This is a genomic window from Muricauda sp. SCSIO 65647, from assembly GCF_021534965.1.
In the GTDB taxonomy this organism is placed as follows: domain Bacteria; phylum Bacteroidota; class Bacteroidia; order Flavobacteriales; family Flavobacteriaceae; genus Flagellimonas_A.
On the sequence record NZ_CP091037.1, the window covers coordinates 335,801 to 351,928 of the forward strand.

19 protein-coding genes are annotated in these 16,128 nt (G+C 41.8%); 11 read left to right on the forward strand and 8 right to left on the reverse strand.

Annotated features, from left to right (window positions below; translation table 11 throughout):
- Nucleotides 1–3: 3 nt before the first annotated feature.
- The 6 genes from L0P89_RS01410 to L0P89_RS01435 all read right to left on the reverse strand — a co-directional run bounded on the left by L0P89_RS01410 (nt 4) and on the right by L0P89_RS01435 (nt 5,127).
- Entirely contained in the window at nt 4–876 is an 873-nt protein-coding gene (locus tag L0P89_RS01410; protein WP_235266624.1) for a rhomboid family intramembrane serine protease, read from the reverse strand.
- A complete protein-coding gene (locus L0P89_RS01415) occupies nt 876–1,613 on the reverse strand; it encodes a rhomboid family intramembrane serine protease (protein WP_235266628.1) in 738 nt (245 codons plus the stop codon). Before L0P89_RS01415 ends, L0P89_RS01410 begins: the two co-directional genes overlap by 1 nt.
- Nucleotides 1,614–3,455 carry a DNA mismatch repair endonuclease MutL gene (mutL, locus tag L0P89_RS01420; protein WP_235266629.1) on the reverse strand — a complete coding sequence of 614 codons (1,842 nt, stop codon included), beginning with the start codon at nt 3,453–3,455 and terminating at the stop codon, nt 1,614–1,616.
- On the reverse strand, nt 3,455–3,739 hold the full coding sequence (locus tag L0P89_RS01425; RefSeq protein ID WP_235266630.1) for a riboflavin synthase subunit beta: 285 nt from the start codon (nt 3,737–3,739) through the stop codon (nt 3,455–3,457). The genes mutL and L0P89_RS01425 overlap by 1 nt, the downstream gene beginning before the upstream one ends.
- A 138-nt stretch (nt 3,740–3,877) precedes the next feature.
- Nucleotides 3,878–4,360, reverse strand: a complete 483-nt coding sequence (ribH, locus tag L0P89_RS01430) for a 6,7-dimethyl-8-ribityllumazine synthase (protein WP_235266631.1) — start codon at nt 4,358–4,360, stop codon at nt 3,878–3,880.
- 5 nt (nt 4,361–4,365) lie between these two features.
- Nucleotides 4,366–5,127: a tetratricopeptide repeat protein gene (locus L0P89_RS01435; protein WP_235266632.1), complete on the reverse strand. Its 762-nt coding sequence runs from the start codon at nt 5,125–5,127 to the stop codon at nt 4,366–4,368.
- A 125-nt stretch (nt 5,128–5,252) separates the two neighbouring features.
- Between L0P89_RS01435 and recF the strand changes: the two genes are divergently transcribed.
- The 3 genes from recF to L0P89_RS01450 are packed head-to-tail and all read left to right on the forward strand — an operon-like array spanning nt 5,253 to nt 7,046.
- Nucleotides 5,253–6,332, forward strand: a complete 1,080-nt coding sequence (gene recF, locus L0P89_RS01440; RefSeq protein ID WP_235266633.1) for a DNA replication/repair protein RecF — start codon at nt 5,253–5,255, stop codon at nt 6,330–6,332.
- A gap of 1 nt (nt 6,333) precedes the next feature.
- Nucleotides 6,334–6,750 carry a hypothetical protein gene (locus L0P89_RS01445; RefSeq protein ID WP_235266634.1) on the forward strand — a complete coding sequence of 139 codons (417 nt, stop codon included), beginning with the start codon at nt 6,334–6,336 and terminating at the stop codon, nt 6,748–6,750.
- Complete coding sequence (locus L0P89_RS01450; RefSeq protein WP_235267972.1) at nt 6,750–7,046, forward strand: DUF721 domain-containing protein; 297 nt, start codon at nt 6,750–6,752, stop codon at nt 7,044–7,046. Before L0P89_RS01445 ends, L0P89_RS01450 begins: the two co-directional genes overlap by 1 nt.
- Nucleotides 7,047–7,094: 48 nt before the next feature.
- Here the strand turns inward: L0P89_RS01450 and L0P89_RS01455 are convergent, their stop codons facing one another.
- The gene (locus tag L0P89_RS01455) at nt 7,095–7,514 is read right to left on the reverse strand and encodes a nucleoside-diphosphate kinase (protein WP_235266635.1); all 420 of its coding nucleotides are present in this window, start codon (nt 7,512–7,514) and stop codon (nt 7,095–7,097) included.
- A 47-nt stretch (nt 7,515–7,561) separates the two neighbouring features.
- A complete protein-coding gene (locus L0P89_RS01460) occupies nt 7,562–8,608 on the reverse strand; it encodes an alkaline phosphatase D family protein (protein WP_235266636.1) in 1,047 nt (348 codons plus the stop codon).
- 74 nt (nt 8,609–8,682) lie between these two features.
- Here L0P89_RS01460 and L0P89_RS01465 point away from each other — a divergent pair, with 74 nt between their 5' ends.
- From L0P89_RS01465 to L0P89_RS01500, 8 genes are all read left to right on the forward strand, one after another.
- Nucleotides 8,683–9,699, forward strand: coding sequence for a DHH family phosphoesterase (locus tag L0P89_RS01465; protein WP_235267973.1), 1,017 nt, complete (start codon nt 8,683–8,685; stop codon nt 9,697–9,699).
- Entirely contained in the window at nt 9,696–10,256 is a 561-nt protein-coding gene (gene gldI / locus L0P89_RS01470; protein ID WP_235266637.1) for a gliding motility-associated peptidyl-prolyl isomerase GldI, read from the forward strand. The genes L0P89_RS01465 and gldI overlap by 4 nt, the downstream gene beginning before the upstream one ends.
- Before the next feature lie 6 nt (nt 10,257–10,262).
- The gene (locus tag L0P89_RS01475; protein WP_235266638.1) at nt 10,263–11,372 is read left to right on the forward strand and encodes a peptidylprolyl isomerase; all 1,110 of its coding nucleotides are present in this window, start codon (nt 10,263–10,265) and stop codon (nt 11,370–11,372) included.
- A gap of 2 nt (nt 11,373–11,374) precedes the next feature.
- On the forward strand, nt 11,375–12,442 hold the full coding sequence (locus L0P89_RS01480) for a DUF3810 domain-containing protein (protein ID WP_235266639.1): 1,068 nt from the start codon (nt 11,375–11,377) through the stop codon (nt 12,440–12,442).
- Between the two features lie 188 nt (nt 12,443–12,630).
- Nucleotides 12,631–13,644, forward strand: a complete 1,014-nt coding sequence (locus L0P89_RS01485) for a GNAT family N-acetyltransferase (RefSeq protein WP_235266640.1) — start codon at nt 12,631–12,633, stop codon at nt 13,642–13,644.
- 470 nt (nt 13,645–14,114) lie between these two features.
- Entirely contained in the window at nt 14,115–14,651 is a 537-nt protein-coding gene (locus L0P89_RS01490; protein WP_235266641.1) for a hypothetical protein, read from the forward strand.
- Between the two features lie 84 nt (nt 14,652–14,735).
- Nucleotides 14,736–15,086: a hypothetical protein gene (locus L0P89_RS01495; RefSeq protein WP_235266642.1), complete on the forward strand. Its 351-nt coding sequence runs from the start codon at nt 14,736–14,738 to the stop codon at nt 15,084–15,086.
- Between the two features lie 90 nt (nt 15,087–15,176).
- The gene (locus L0P89_RS01500) at nt 15,177–16,004 is read left to right on the forward strand and encodes an aldo/keto reductase (RefSeq protein ID WP_235266643.1); all 828 of its coding nucleotides are present in this window, start codon (nt 15,177–15,179) and stop codon (nt 16,002–16,004) included.
- Nucleotides 16,005–16,128 lie beyond the last annotated feature (124 nt).

The window sequence follows — 16,128 nt, forward strand, 5'->3', positions numbered from 1 at the left end:
GTATCAATCTTCTTTACCGGCCTTGAACAAAAAGTCTTTTTCTGCTTGTGATAGGCTTTCATAACCTGATTTGCTGATCTTGTCCAATATGGCATCAATTTTTCGCTGTTTGGCCTCTTTGTCGTAATCAACGGTTTTCGAGCCTCGCTTGCCGGTACCGCTTTTCTTGTAAACAGTTTTCATCGGGGCCCTCTTTTCCCTTGGTCTGAACAGATTGCCAATACTATCAAGAAGTTTTGAAAATCCTTCGCCGATGTCATTGCCGTTCAACAGCTGGCGTGCATACAAGTACCCTAACAATGCGCCACCCAAATGTGCCAAACGCCCCCCTATATTACCACCATAAGGTATCTGTAACAAATCGATCAACACAAAGAAAACGCCAACGTACCAAAGCTTTACATTAAAAAATATGATGCGCACCTCTTGATTGGGAATATAGGCACAGATAAAGATCAAAACCGCTGTCACTCCGGCAGAAGCACCGATCAATGCAGTATTCTGGTCTATGAGGGTCGGAAAGATGTTGTAGCTGAGCAAGAATACCGATCCGCCTACCAGCACTCCAAGAAAATAGACGGTCAAAAACCGCTTCGCATCGAAAAGGTTCAGAAAGATTCTTCCAGTAAAATAGAGCATGAGCATATTCCAGAAAAGATGCCAAAACCCACCATGAAAAAAAGAATAGGTGACCAATGCCCAAGGCTTTGCCAAAAAATCGAAGAACTCTTTGGGTAATTGAAACCAACTGACCGTTGATTTACCCATTAGTGCTAACGATAGTCCATCCAAAATAAAGACCAAGACATTCAGAACAATGAGTTTTTCGGCAATGTTCAACCTAGAATAATGATATCGTATGCCACCTGTTGCCATTAGCGATCCCAACGATTTTGGTTAAACTGGTTTTTCTTCCAATACCACATGATGATAAACCCGACCAATGCGCCACCCACATGGGCGAAATGGGCAATTCCGGTGTTGACATTGGTGAAGCCAAAAATCAAGTCGCCAAGAATCAATAGCGGAACAAAATATTTGGCCTTAATGGGTATGGGCAAAAAGATCAACATGAGCTCGGCTTCTGAATACATAAAGGCAAAAGCGACCAAAATGCCATAAATAGCCCCTGAAGCGCCCACAGCCGGTGTGTTGAACGCACTTAAAAAACTATCTATCGTATCTTTTGATGCCATATTGTACCAGCTCGGACTATACTTTCCTTGCGATACGATATCAAAAATTTCCTTTTCCGAAATACCAGAACCAATAATGGCGTTTAATCCTTCATTGACAAAATAATAATTGACCCCTGTATGCAACAGTGCCGCACCAAAGCCGGCAGAAAAGTAAAAGAACAGAAACTTGTTTCGCCCCCAAACACGTTCTAAAGGAGTGCCAAAGGCCCAGAGTGCATACATATTGAACACTATGTGCATCACCCCCCCGTGCATGAACATATGTGAGACCACTTGCCACCATCTAAAGTTGGGGTGCTCAAAAAACCAGAGGGCCAACCATTCGTACAACTGATCGCCATACAGGTATACCCCAATAAAGAGCAGTACGTTGATAATCAGCAAATGTTTTACACCTTCGGTCAATCCTCCCATTTATATGAATTTATTTTCGATATCACCTTCAGAAATAGTGACATAGGTCATTTTTTGAAACGGACTCAACATCGGTTCTTTACAATTGAACAGATCATTTACCAATGCCAGTTGTGATTCGGTGGCCAGCACCTCTCCGTTCTTTACTGCCAAAGCCTTGCTCAAAGTCCTTGCCAAAATCTCTGCCTGTGACAGTTCGCCCTGTGAAATATCCTCTCTATAATTTGAAATCAACTCATTTAAGAGCCGTTGAATATCGCCATGCTCGGCAGATAAAGGAATTCCTTCTACGACCACGACCCCATCTTCACTTTCTTTGAATGAAAAGCCCATGGTGTTCAAACTGCCCTTTATCTCTTTCAAAATACGCAATTCCTCGTTTGAAAAATCGAGCTTAAGCGGAAAGAGCAATTGCTGACTGATGCCTTCATTTACGGTCATTTCCTTTAAAAACTGTTCAAAGAGAACCCTTTGATGTGCCCGATTCTGGTCAATGAACAACATACCCGATTTAATAGTGGTCACAATGTACTTTCGTTTGTACTGAAAGGTGGCCACTTCATACGAAATTTTTTCTGTTCGTTCATCAAACAGTTCTTCAGCTTCCTTTGTCGTTTCTTGTGATATGAGCTCAAAATTCTGTGAGGCAATGCCCTCAAGACCTGGGTACAGGTTTTGCCACCCTTTTGTCGACACTTTTTGATAGGTCTGTTGGCCACCACCTTTTTGTTTTTCTTGAAAAGGATTGAAATCGGCATCGACCGTCACTTTGGGCAAAATAGCCCCTTTATGCTGAAAAGCATAAGGTGTGTCAAGATTGGGGTCACGTTCAAAATCAAGTGCAGGAGCTACACTGAATTGGCCCAGGGCATGTTTTATTGCTGAACGTAAAATGGCATATAACGTGTTCTCATCATCAAATTTCACCTCTGTTTTTGTCGGATGGATGTTGATGTCAATGGAGTTGGGCGGCACCTCTAAGTACAGAAAATAGCCGGGTACCCTTTCTGGCTTTAGAAGCCCTTCGAAAGCCGCTATCACAGCATGGTGCAGATACGGACTCTTGATAAAACGGTTATTGGCAAAGAAAAACTGTGCGCCCCTACTCTTTTTGGCATATTCGGGCTTACAGATGAATCCGGAAATCTTGGCCACTTGGGTCTCTTCATCGACAGGCACCAATCGCTCGTTCATCTTCAATCCGAAGACGTGTACAATGCGCTGCCTCAAATTGGTCTTGGGCAAATTGAAGAACTCTGAACCGTTATTGTAAAAATGGAATTCTATCATCGGATGTGCCAAAGCGACCCGATGAAATTCATCGGTGATATGTCGAAGTTCCACTTGATTTGATTTCAGAAAGTTTCGTCGCGCCGGGATATTGAAAAACAGGTTTTTCACAGCCACCGATGTACCTTTGGGTGTGGCCACCGGTTCTTGAGAAACAACCTTACTGCCCTCAATGCGCAATTGAGTGCCCAACTCATCATTCGCGGTTCTGGTCAGCATATCGACATGTGCTATGGCCGCGATCGAGGCCAAGGCCTCACCACGAAAACCCTTGGTGTGCAAAGCAAACAGATCATCGGCTGAAGTAATCTTTGAAGTGGCGTGCCGTTCAAACGAAAGTCGGGCATCGGTGACACTCATGCCCACTCCATCATCGACTACTTGTATCAGTGATTTGCCCCCCTCTTTGACAATGAGCTTAATCACCGAAGCTTTGGCATCAATGGCATTCTCGACCAATTCTTTGACCACCGAAGCTGGTCGTTGTACCACTTCACCCGCTGCAATTTGGTTGGCAACATGGTCTGGTAAAAGTCGTACGATATCGGCCATTAGGGATTTAGAAATATAGATAAATCGAAGTCAATGATAAACAGGAAAATCAAGACCAAGATGGCCACAATAATCCAAAAACGCAACTTCAGGTTCTTATCACCCTCTGTTTTCAGATCTTCGAAGGCAGAGGTAACCTTGTTTTTCAATCCGCGTTGCGTATGCGCCGTACTTCTGAATTTATCGAGTTTGTGTTCAATTTTAAAAGGATTGCCCTCACCCTTGTAATATCTAGGTTTATAGTCAAAGGATTTGTTTTTTTTCAGCTTTAAAAAATTCCGCATGGCATCTCCTTTCGCAAATATCAAAGGTACTTAAAATCGAAGGATGCAAAGACCGTGTTCTGCCAAAAAATGTTAACAGTCCGGAATCGGATCTTAGGGTACTGAATTATGGTTGATAGATACTATTGACCGTTCTGACTACTGCCCCAAAGTTGCCATTTTGATGGCCGCAATCGCGGCTTCAGCACCTTTATTGCCATGTTTGCCACCGCTCCTGTCAATCGCTTGTTGTTCGGTATCATCGGTCAGTACACAGAAAATAGTGGGTTTATCGAATTGAACGTTCAAATCTTTTATGCCTTGACTCACCCCCTGGCACACAAAATCAAAATGACTTGTCTCGCCACGAATTACACTGCCAATGGCTATAATGGCGTCGACTTGTTGTGACCGTAACATCTTCTTGCAGCCAAAAGTAAGTTCGAAACTACCGGGAACATTCCATCGAATGATGTTTATCTCAAGAACCCCACAATCAATGAGCGTTTCACGGGCACCTTGGTACAAGGCTTCCGTGATCTCACCATTCCATTCTGAGACCACAAGGCCTATACGCAATTCAGAAGCATCATGAAGCTCGTCTTTGTTATAGGAAGAAAGATTTTTGCCCTCAGTGGCCATGGAATCTAGTTTTCGGCCAATCCGATAAACACATCGATATTGGTCACCTCTTGTGAATTGGGAAACTCATCCCTTATGCGCACAAAATAGGATAATGCTTTGTCTTTTTGTCCCTGCTCCAAAGCTATGATACCCGCCTTATTGAGAAACTTGGGGGTCGTAAAGTCATTGGTACTATGACCAAGGGCCTTTTCATAGTATTCAAGTGCCTCTTCCGGTTGGTTCAATTGAGAGAAAGCATCGCCAATCGCCCCCTTTGCCATGGCACCCAAAATATCATCATCAGAGGTGAAATCTTCTAAATATTTGATTGCCTCGTCATACTGTTGCTTTTGAAGGTAGGCCATCCCTGCAGAGTATTGGGCCAAATTGGCAGCTTTTGTGCCACTATATTCCTCAATGATATCCAAAAAGCCATATTTCCCCTCGGCACCGTTCAGGGCCAAAGTCAATAAAGAATCTTTGGTGGCCTCATCGGCCAATGCCTGGTCAAAATACCGTTGTGGATAGTATAGTTCGTTCGAAGCAGTGGCCTCTTTGGGCTCTTGAATGAACCTTCCATAGGCCAGATAGCCAAGAACACCAAGTGCTATGGCAATGATGCCCCCAAGAATGTAATTCTGGTTTTTCGAGACCCAGGCCTCGGTCTTCGAGGCACTTTGATCCAACGTTGAAAATACTTCTGCCGTAGTACTCTCTTGCTGTTCCAATGCGGCTTCTTCTCGCTTATCTTTAGGTTTATAGCCCCGCTTTTTGTATGTCGCCATCCTTCATTCAATTATCGCGCAAAAATAAAGTTTTTATCCAAAACCTAAAGGCAAATATTCTTTATTTTTGAACGCCTTATCGGTACGGGCATGATAACGATGCCTACTTTTCGAGAACCATCTTTATGTTTTTAAAGCATTTATCCTTAGTTAATTACAAAAATTTTTCTTCGATCGATTTTGAATTTGAACCGACCATCAACTGTTTGGTGGGTGAAAATGGTGTGGGAAAGACCAATATCTTGGACGCTATTTACCATCTATCATTCGGAAAGAGTTATTTCAACCCCGTTTCGACCCAAAACATCAAGCATGGCCAAGATTTTTTCGTCATTGAGGGGTTGTTCAAAAAAAATCAAAGAGAAGAAAAAGTGGTCTGTAGCTTTAAAAAAGGACAAAAAAAAGTCATCAAGCGAAACGGTAAACCCTATGAAAAGTTCTCAGACCATATCGGTTTTTTGCCACTGGTCATTATCTCGCCCGCTGACCGTGACCTGATCATAGAGGGAAGTGACACACGCCGTAAATTTGTCGATGGGGTCATTTCGCAATCTGACAAAGGGTATTTGCAATCCCTTATCAAGTACAACAAGGTACTGGCCCAGCGCAATGCGCTGTTGAAATATTTTGCCCTCAACCGCACTTTTGATGATAGGGCACTTTCAATTTATGACGAACAACTATCGCTATTGGGGCAAGAAATATTCAAGAAAAGGAAGCAATTTTTAGAAAGCTTCATCCCTATTTTTCAGCAACAATATCTGGCCATTGCCAATAAAGAGGAGGACATTTCTTTGACCTATGAAAGTCAACTTTTTGAGAATGACCTATTGCCCCTTTTAAAAGAAGCCTTAGAGAAAGACCGTGCCCTTCAATATTCCAGTGCCGGCATACACAAAGACGATTTGGCTTTCTGTATCAAGGGCCACCCCATAAAAAAGTTTGGCAGCCAAGGCCAGCAAAAGTCATTTTTGATCGCCTTGAAACTAGCGCAGTTTTATTTCATCAAACAGCAGGCCGGCACCACACCCATTCTTTTATTGGATGATATTTTTGACAAGCTTGACGAACATCGTGTGGCCAAAATTGTGGGTCTGGTCGACAACGATGATTTTGGCCAAATCTTTATCAGTGACACCCATGCCGAACGTACTGAAAAGGTCGTTAAAAAAATTCACCAACGCTATAAAATATTTAACTTGTAAAATGGGAAGGTTTTGGTGGATCGGGTTGCTCTTTTTGTTCGGATGTGGTTCATCGGTTTCCGAAAGCGAGCTTACACTGCTCAACGGGTATTGGGAAATTGAAAAAGTCGTGTTTTCTGATGGAAGCACCAAAGAATACCGATCAAGCTTGACCCTTGACTATATTGAACTCGATGATAAGAAAGGGTTCAGAAAAAAAGTGTATCCAAAATTGGATGGGAGTTTTGAAACCACTGATGATGCTGAATTTTTTACGATCGAACCCACCTCAAAAGGGTATATTCTCAATTATGACACCGGCTTGAGCGAATGGCAAGAAACATTGGTAGCGATTTCAGAAAACGGTTTCTCAGTGGCCAATGAAGCGAACCTAATCTATACATATAAACGCTATGAAGCGTTGAATATCACAGAATGATGGCAAAACGACAAAACGAACATTTAAGTCTTGCAGATGCCCTGAAAGAATTCATCGTTGAGAACAAACTGCAAAAGGGCATGAACAAAGTCGATGTTCGCAATGCATGGACAAGTCTTATGGGCAATGGGGTGAACAACTATACCACTTCGGTCGATTTGATAAACGACACCTTGTACGTTTCCCTTTCTTCTTCTGTGCTCAGACAAGAGCTTAGCTTGGGCAAGTCAAAGATCATCGCGATGCTCAATGAAGAATTGGGGAAAGAAATCGTCAAAAAACTGGTGCTACGATAAAAAAAGCCACTTTTAAAGTGGCTTCAATTTTATATTCCGATTATTTGACTAAAAAATTTCCCTTCCTGAAAAGTGAAAAGCGCCCTCTATAGCCGCATTTTCATCACTGTCGGCACCATGTATCGCATTTTCTGCAATATCAGTGGCGTATAGCTTTCGAATGGTGCCCTCAGCGGCTTGCTGTGGGTTGGTAGCACCGATCAGCGCCCTGAAATCATCAACGGCATTATCTTTTTCAAGAATCGCGGCAATTATAGGCCCCCGGGTCATAAAATCGACCAGTTCACCAAAGAATGGACGTTCTCTGTGAATGGCATAGAATTCCCTGGCATCCCTTTTGCTTAGCTGCGTATATTTCATGGCTACGATTTTAAAGCCTGCAGCCGTTATTTTTTCTAAGATGGCACCAATGTAGCCGTTCTCAACGGCATCTGGCTTTATCATGGTAAAGGTCCGGTTTCCTGACATTTTAAAAATTTTGCGCAAAAGTACGCTTTTTAAGCCAACCCACAAGGTCAGTATTGCTGCATGATCGCCTGTAACACCACATCTTTTTCATCCATCATCTGAAAAAAAGCCGTATGGGCCTCTAAATCAAGTATGACCAAACCAAAACTGGTCGTTGCAACCACCTCACCCACCCGATATGTATTCGGCTCTCCAGAAAAATTGGTGTACGAATGTGTCAGTCCACTACTGGTGAAATCGATCAAAGGATAGGGCAGCCCATCCATATCCATTTTTGAAAATTCTGAGATATGGCGGTCACCTGAAAGAAAAATGACGCCCTTGGCACCAGATTCGACAATAAGCTTTTTCATTCTATCTACCTCATGCGGAAAATTTGCCCACTTTTCAAAGGTGTGCTCACTCGACAAAAATTGAATGCTGCTGACAATGACATTGAAATCTGCCCTTGATCGTGCCAATTCACTTTCAAGCCATTGCCATTGGGCTTTGCCCAACAGGGTACCCTCTCCATAATCATTGGGTCGGTACCTCTTGTTCGGATCGAGATCTTTGGTCAAGCCCGTTCTGAAAAAACGGGTATCCAAAACCAAAATTTTGATGGATCTATTACCGACCGTATACCTATGTGTTGTATAGATACCTTTCCTATCTCGTCGCGGACTATCATTGGGCACCCCCATGAAATCTAGAAAGGCCTGTTGGCTACCATCCCGTTCCGAAAAATCGGCCCCTCCATCATTTAGTCCATAGTCGTGGTCATCCCAAGTGCCGATAACCTCAACATTTTTCGAAAGTTCGGCATAGTGGTCCACCTTCTCTTGTAGGGTATACATCGCTCGTAATTTGGCCATATCATCGGTGTCGGCATAGATATTGTCTCCGCCCCAAATCCAAACATCAGGTTTCATCTTTACTATATCATCCCAAAACCGATTGGCCAAATCATGCTTATTGCAAGACCCGAAGGCGATAACAAATTGTGATTGACTTTTCTTTTTGGGGGTGACCAAAGGGGTATCTGTTGATTTCTTGGTCGATTTGCAGCCCAACAACACAAGGGCCATAACAAGTGATGTCAAAAATCGGTTCATGCGAAGTGGTTTTCATTTCAAAAATACTTCATTGCCCCAAACCGTCAATGTTATATTATTGTATCTTTGCGCCCATGAACGAAGCGGATATTTCGACCGTAAGGTCGCTACTTTCCAAAGCCCTTAACATTGTCATTGTACCCCACAAAAACCCTGATGGTGATGCCATTGGGTCGAGTTTGGGCCTCTTCCATTTTTTGAAACAGAAAGAATTCAACGTAAAGGTCATCGTGCCCAACGATTATCCAAAATTCTTGAAGTGGATGCCCGGCAATGATGAAATACTCAATTTTGAAAAAGAAAATGCCCAGGCCGTTACCGCTCTTGAAAAAGCCGATCTTATTTTTACATTGGATTTCAACGATTTTTCGAGAACCGGCCAGCTTGAGCCTATTCTGAAAAACTCATCTGTTGATTTTGTGATGATCGACCATCACCAACAACCCGCTGATTATGCTACGGTTACCTACTCAGATGTCGCCATGAGCTCTACCTGTGAAATGGTGTATAATTTCATCGAGTATTTGGGTGAAAGTGATACGATTTCAAAAGAAATTGCCTCTTGTTTATATGCAGGTATCATGACCGATACGGGTTCGTTCAAGTTTTCAAGCACTACAAGCCGAACACACCGTGTGGTGGCCGACCTCATCGATAAGGGGGCCGATAATATGCAGATACACCAAAAGGTTTTCGATACCAATTCTGCAAACCGTTTGCGTTTACTGGGGCTTGCACTAAAAAACATGGTCATCATTGGGCAATACCATACCGCTTACATCACCTTGACACAGGCTGAATTGGATATGCATGCTTTTAAAAAAGGAGATACCGAGGGTTTTGTGAATTATGGCCTGACCATTGAGAACATAAAATTTGCGGCAATCTTTATCGAAAACAAAGACGAGGGTATTATTAAAATATCGTTTAGGTCTACAGGAGATTTTTCGGTAAATGAATTCGCAAGAGAGCATTTCAATGGTGGGGGGCACACCAATGCTGCAGGTGGCAAAAGCAATATCTCTATGAATGAGACCGTTGAAAAGTTTACCGGTCTTCTGCCCCAATACCAAAAAAAACTTGCTGTATGAAACGGTCAATGATCACTCTCGTTCTATTATTGGCGATAACATCATGCAAACAGCCAGAACCTAGGCGTCCGGTCAAAGTGAAATCTGGTAGTTTTTTTACCGAAACGGTCGAGCGAAACAAAAAAATACTTGCTCAAGAAGAAGCGCTCATCAGACGTATTATCGAAAAAGATACGGCCAACGATTATCACCAAAGTGCTTCTGGCTTTTGGTTCCAATACCAAAAAAAGAATGATACCGCCACCTACCTACCCCGGCCCGAAGATGGGCTTCTGTTGTCATACAATATAGTGACCATGGCCAATGATACCATTTATACCGAAGAAGAAATTGGTCTGGTGCCCTACATTGTAGACAAGCAGCAACTTTTTCCTGGACTAAGGTATGCCGTAAAACTATTGAAGGAAGGTGAAAGGGCGGCTTTTCTTTTTCCCTCTTCACTAGGTTATGGCTATCATGGCGACAACAACAAAATCGCACCCTTGACCCCAATACGGTCAACGATTGAAATACATGAAATCAAGAAACAACAAAGTAGTATTAATCAAAACAAATAAACACGAATGAAGAACCGATTTCTTTATCTATTGACCCTAACAGTGTTCTTTACGGCATGCAAGTCAAGTAAATATGCTGATTTGGGTGATGGCATTTTTGCCGATATACAGACCAGCAAAGGAGAAATTGTAGTAAAACTGTACCATGAGGCAACTCCTGTGACCGTGGCCAACTTTGTATCATTGGCCGAGGGCAATAGCCCTTTTGTCGATGACAGGTACAAAGAGAAAAAGTATTACGACGGACTTGTCTTTCACCGGGTCATAAAAGATTTCATGATCCAAGGAGGCGACCCCGAGGGAACGGGAAGGGGCAACCCCGGCTACAAGTTCAAGGACGAGTTTGTAGATACCTTGAAGCATGCCAAAAAAGGACTTTTGTCCATGGCAAATTCTGGCCCTAAAACCAACGGAAGCCAGTTTTTCATTACCCACAAGGCAACCCCCTGGCTTGATGGCAAGCATACCGTTTTCGGCGAGGTGATAAAAGGTATTGAGGTGGTCGATTCAATCGCAAACACAAAGACAGTGGTTCAAGACAAACCTGAGGTCGATGTGGTGATGAAAAAGGTAGAGATCATTCGTAACGGAAGGAACGCCAAAAAGTTTGACGCCATTCAGGTCATGGCCGATTATTTCGCCGAGGAAGAAGAAGCCATTGCCGCGATGAAAAAACGTAAGGAGGATTTGGTTTTTGATTTTCAATCCCAGATAGAAAATGCAGAGACCACAGATTCAGGATTAAAAATCTTGAAGTTGAAGGAAGGTTCTGGAGAGCAGCCCAAAATCGGTCAAAAAGTATTGGTCAACTATGCGGGCTGGTTAATGGCTGATGGTGAACTTTTTGATTCTAATTTGTTGGAAGTTGCCGAAAAATTCGAAAAGGTAAACCTAAGGCTAAGAGACCAAGGAGGGTACCGACCTACCCCGATGCTATATAGTCCTGAAGCACAATTGTTCCCTGGTTTTAGGGAAGGAATGCTCACTATGAAGGTCGGGGATAAGGTGCGATTATTTTTACCTCCCCATCTGGGTACCGGTGACCGTGATTATGGCCCCATACCCGGTGGTTCAACATTGGTTTTTGATTTAGAGATCACCGATATTGCCCAATAAATGTGAGCCCTAAACTTAAAAATGGAATCGCCTTGGCCCTACTGCCCCAAATTCTATTGGTGAAGTGGCTGGCAGGGCATCCCGATTGGGTCGAAAAGTATTACAGTGAAGGAATCTATCCGCTTATTTCACGTTTTCTGCGGATGTTGTTCGGGTGGATTCCTTTTTCTTTTGGGGATCTGCTGTACACGGCTTTAGCCATCATGGCCATTCGATATCTCTATCTCCATTGGAAATCCATCTTAAAAAAACCTCTCCTTTTTCTTCGGAATGTTTTCACGGTATTTTCGATAGTCTATTTTGCTTTTCACCTCTTGTGGGGCCTTAACTACTATCGGATTCCGATTGAGGAAAAATTGGGCATTACCACAGATTATACGCCCGCCGCACTGGAAGCGATCAGCGACAAACTCGTTCAAAGAGCAAATTCACTCCACATGCAGATTACGAAAGACAGTACCCAATCGGTTTCGGTTCCCTATTCGACAGGAGAAATCTACAATAAGACCTATTTGGGCTATCAACAAATCAAAAAAGAGCATCCATTATTGGAATATAAGACCCGTAGTCTCAAATCATCCATTTATAGCATACCCTTGACCTATATGGGGTATGGTGGGTATCTGAACCCATTTACCAATGAGGCACAGGTCAATGCCAAAGTACCCCTTTTTCGACTACCGTCCATCAGTGGTCATGAAGTAGGTCACCAAATCGGCTACTCTGCAGAAGATGCCACCAATTTTATCGGGTTTTTGGTCACCTCTAGAAATGAAGATTCCTATTTTCAATATGCTTCATGTACCCATGCCCTAGCCTATTGCCTTTCAGAACTATCAGTTACCGATCCTGAAACCTTCGATGAACTTTATGGAAGTCTGAATAAAGGGGTCAGAAAAAACTATCAAGAGTTGGTTTCTTTTTGGCAGGCCTATCAAAATCCGTTCGAGCCCATTTTCAAATCCGCTTTCAATGCTTTTTTAAAGGTCAATAACCAAGAAAAGGGCATCGAAAGCTATAATGCCGTGGTCGGATTGCTGATCGGCTATGATCGCAAATACGGTTTTTGAACCAAGATGGTGAAATATGCCCGCGGCCGGTTACCTTTAAAAGGAAAATAATGCCATAAATGATTTCACGACGACCTGTCAGCCGAAAGGCAGGGATTATAGCCAACACCGCTATCTTCAAGCTGGGAACCTTAATTTATGAAAGTAATTTCATATATTTGTGAAATATGTTTCATAAATCATAAAAAGTGGACGACAAATTAAAAGATTTGGGCTACCTCTCCATTGGCTCACAAATGAGACGAGTTTACGAAAAGCTGCAATTTGAAGGTGACGATGTGTACCATTCAATTGGCTTAAACTTTAAATCAAGTTGGTTTCCAATTTATCATACCATTGCTTACAGCAGCAGACAATTGAGCGTAATGGAGATTACCGATAGAATTTCTTATTCAAGAATTACCGTTAAAAATGTAGCGAAAGAACTTGAGAAAGAAGATTTGGCAGAAATCAAAGTGAACCCAGACGACAAAAGATCCAAACTGTTCAAATTGACAGCCAAAGGCGAAGCTCTAAAGCCTAAATTAGAGTCCATTTGGGAATCATTTTCCTCAGAACTAAAAAGTCTTTTTGACATTGAAGGAAATAACTTTCTTCAATCCTTAGAAAAAGTAAATAACGATTTAAGCAAAAAATCATTTAAGAAAAATGTTCTTAAGAACTACTATGGTTTTACATTGAGAAATGCCAAACAAGAAGAATTTGAAGAGATTGGTAAACTTATGGTCCAGGTCTATTCTTCATTAGAAGGCTTCCCCAATATCAAAGAGCAACCGAAATACTATGAAATGCTTGAGAATGTTGGAAATCTAACAGAAAACCCAAATATTGAGCTTATAGTCGCGGTTTCAAAACAAGGAGACGTAGGCGGTGCGGTCGTGTATTTTAAAGACATGAAAGATTATGGTTCTGGCGGAACCGCCACAAAAGAAAAAAACGCTTGCGGGTTCAGACTTTTAGCCGTAGATCCTAAATTTAGGGGTCTAAGCTTAGGAAAAGAGCTAACTGTTGAATGTATAAGCAGAGGAAAAAAATCTGACTCAGAACAAATCATTATTCATACAACAAAGGCGATGAAAATCGCTTGGGGAATGTATGAAGGGCTTGGGTTCAAAAGGTCAGATGATTTAGATTTTATGCAAGGAGAGCTACCTGTTTTTGGGTTCAGACTAAAAAATAAAAAAGCCAACGGAAAGAAATAGCAACAGACCAATTGCTATCTGGTATCATCGAATCGTGAAATAATCAGAATAACCAGCAGATAGCAAAGGCGATAGTTAGATCCGGTGTACGAAGTGTAATTGGAAAATATTATCTAGACAGTCTATTGACCTTTGACAAAACTGAACTCGGGAGAGAAATTGAGGATTTTGTACGTTCAACAAAAATTGAAAGCGGAACTGAGGAATTCGACCTCCGTTTTAATGCTATTTTAGTTGAGAGAGTAAACCCGAAAAAGGACTTTTGAGCAAGTTTGCCCAAATAGACTTCTCTTGAAATCAACAGTTGCTGAATGACTTATAGCCCGGGCGGAAAAAACTGCGCCCAACATGGGCTATAATTTATAGCTGCTTTTCGTTAACTTCAACCAATAAACCATCAACGGCTAGGTTTCGAACGTAACCACAAATCATGTAGGAGACCGTTGGCCGTAATTAGATTATCAACTAAAATGGAAACAGTAAGCACTTATTTTATCGCTGAGATAATTGCTGCGATAGCAGTTGTTATTTCTCTTGTCCATTTGGGAATTGAAATAAGACAAACCCGAAAACAATCCATTAAAGAATCGATGGATAAAATTACCAAAGAACGCGCCGATTTCATCAAATTATTGGCAACAGAAAGTGAATTGTCACAAATAATTGCAGCTGGGCTATCAAGCTCTTCCAGATTAAAAACCAAAGAATACTTTAGGTTTACCAGTTATCTTTATTACCTATTTGTTCAACTTGAATTAGGATTTAGAAAATGGAAAAGAGGGCATATAGACGATGAACTATGGAATGCATGGAATGAAGGCGTACAGTGGTGGATTCGATGCCCTGGCACCAGAGATTGGTGGAATAATAATCCTGCCGGCGGTTTCACACCAGAATTTAAAGAATACATTAATCAAATTGTAGATGCTGTAATTAAAGAGCCTCCGGAAGTTTTTTCCAAACAGTTAGATTTTCTGAAAAAAATAACAACAGCCGACAACGTTTAACCGTAGTTCTAGACCGGAAAGCAAAACATATAAACCCGTAACTGATGGTTATACGAGACCGTTGGCAATAACCTAAAACGATACATGGAGCTCTCTTTAACAATAGCTGGGATAATCGGACCCATTTTAATGATCTTGGCCATATCTGAACATCTCAATTTTAAAATTTGGAAAGATGTACATCCAACTGTGGTCTACTTAAATGGACTTCTACTGCTGACCTTGGGAATAATTATCGTTCGAATCCACAACTTATGGACATTGAATTGGGAGTTGGCAATCACCTTGATCGGTTGGTTATTGGTACTGTCTGGTTCAATTCGAATGTTCTTTCCCAAAACTCCACAACTCAAGAAAAATGCAGCTACCAACATTCTTTTGTTGTTCATACTGTTTCTTGGGGCATTTCTATCAGTAAAAGCATACTTTACGTAATGCCAACAAAACCCATAAACAATAGTACTCTTTCGGGTACTATTGCCCATAACCAAGTCATTATACGCCATTATCAAGATAAACATCAATATGCCATCTAACAATGAAATAGTTTTCACGCTCAACAATGGGTTGAAAATGCCATCCATAGGTCTAGGGGTTCTTTTCGCAAAAAATGACGGTGAAGTTGAAAATGCGGTAATCACGGCTCTCAAATCGGGATACAGAAAAATAGATACTGCCTCAGCCTACCAAAATGAAAAAGGAGTCGGATGGGCCATAAGGCAAAGTGAGGTGCCTAGAAAGAACATATTTCTTGCAACCAAGGTCTGGAACACAGAACAAGGATATGATAAAACCCTATTTGCCTTTGAACAAAGTTTAAAACAATTGCAAACAGATTATGTCGACCTATACTTGATTCATTGGCCAGTTAAATCTAAATACAAAGAAACATATAGGGCCATGGAACGAATTTATTCCAGCGGCAAGGCAAAAGCAATTGGGGTATGTAATTTCAACATGGCACAACTAGAAGATCTGATGGAGCATTCCGGTATAGTTCCCGCAGTCAATCAAGTTGAAATGCACCCGCACTTAAGTCAAAACGAATTGCTAAAATTTGCAAATGCCCATAAAATTCAAGTAGAAGCGTGGAGACCCATTATGATGGGGCAAGTACTCGAAATCCCCCAATTGATGGCTATTGGTGAAGCACATCAAAAATCTGCTGTTCAAATCACTTTGAGATGGCTTGTGCAGAGAGGCGTTGCCGTTATTCCTAAATCGGTAACGCAGAAAAGAATCCTTCAGAATTATGAAATATTCGACTTTGAATTGACCGAAGAGGAAATGGCCGCCATCGAAGCACTCAATCAGAATAGAAATCTCGGAGAAGACCTATCACATATAGAGTAAAACAACAGAAATGGCATGAACTCACCTTTGGTGGCAAGAAGGCAACAAAATAGTGGTAGCCATATCGAATCATAGTTGTTCGGTCAAAGACAAAAAATTAAATTGTTGTCCAATTTCCAAGTTT

Coding starts and splice junctions, on each gene's coding strand:
- L0P89_RS01445 (WP_235266634.1), top strand. CDS start 6,334: ATGGGAAGGTTTTGGTGGATCGGGTTGCTCTTTTTGTTCGGATGTGGT.
- L0P89_RS01460 (WP_235266636.1), bottom strand. CDS start 8,608: ATGAACCGATTTTTGACATCACTTGTTATGGCCCTTGTGTTGTTGGGC.
- L0P89_RS01410 (WP_235266624.1), bottom strand. CDS start 876: ATGGCAACAGGTGGCATACGATATCATTATTCTAGGTTGAACATTGCC.
- L0P89_RS01490 (WP_235266641.1), top strand. CDS start 14,115: ATGGAAACAGTAAGCACTTATTTTATCGCTGAGATAATTGCTGCGATA.
- L0P89_RS01455 (WP_235266635.1), bottom strand. CDS start 7,514: ATGTCAGGAAACCGGACCTTTACCATGATAAAGCCAGATGCCGTTGAG.
- L0P89_RS01425 (WP_235266630.1), bottom strand. CDS start 3,739: ATGCGGAATTTTTTAAAGCTGAAAAAAAACAAATCCTTTGACTATAAA.
- recF (WP_235266633.1), top strand. CDS start 5,253: ATGTTTTTAAAGCATTTATCCTTAGTTAATTACAAAAATTTTTCTTCG.
- ribH (WP_235266631.1), bottom strand. CDS start 4,360: ATGGCCACTGAGGGCAAAAATCTTTCTTCCTATAACAAAGACGAGCTT.
- L0P89_RS01415 (WP_235266628.1), bottom strand. CDS start 1,613: ATGGGAGGATTGACCGAAGGTGTAAAACATTTGCTGATTATCAACGTA.
- L0P89_RS01475 (WP_235266638.1), top strand. CDS start 10,263: ATGAAGAACCGATTTCTTTATCTATTGACCCTAACAGTGTTCTTTACG.
- gldI (WP_235266637.1), top strand. CDS start 9,696: ATGAAACGGTCAATGATCACTCTCGTTCTATTATTGGCGATAACATCA.
- L0P89_RS01450 (WP_235267972.1), top strand. CDS start 6,750: ATGGCAAAACGACAAAACGAACATTTAAGTCTTGCAGATGCCCTGAAA.
- L0P89_RS01495 (WP_235266642.1), top strand. CDS start 14,736: ATGGAGCTCTCTTTAACAATAGCTGGGATAATCGGACCCATTTTAATG.
- mutL (WP_235266629.1), bottom strand. CDS start 3,455: ATGGCCGATATCGTACGACTTTTACCAGACCATGTTGCCAACCAAATT.
- L0P89_RS01435 (WP_235266632.1), bottom strand. CDS start 5,127: ATGGCGACATACAAAAAGCGGGGCTATAAACCTAAAGATAAGCGAGAA.
- L0P89_RS01465 (WP_235267973.1), top strand. CDS start 8,683: ATGAACGAAGCGGATATTTCGACCGTAAGGTCGCTACTTTCCAAAGCC.
- L0P89_RS01500 (WP_235266643.1), top strand. CDS start 15,177: ATGCCATCTAACAATGAAATAGTTTTCACGCTCAACAATGGGTTGAAA.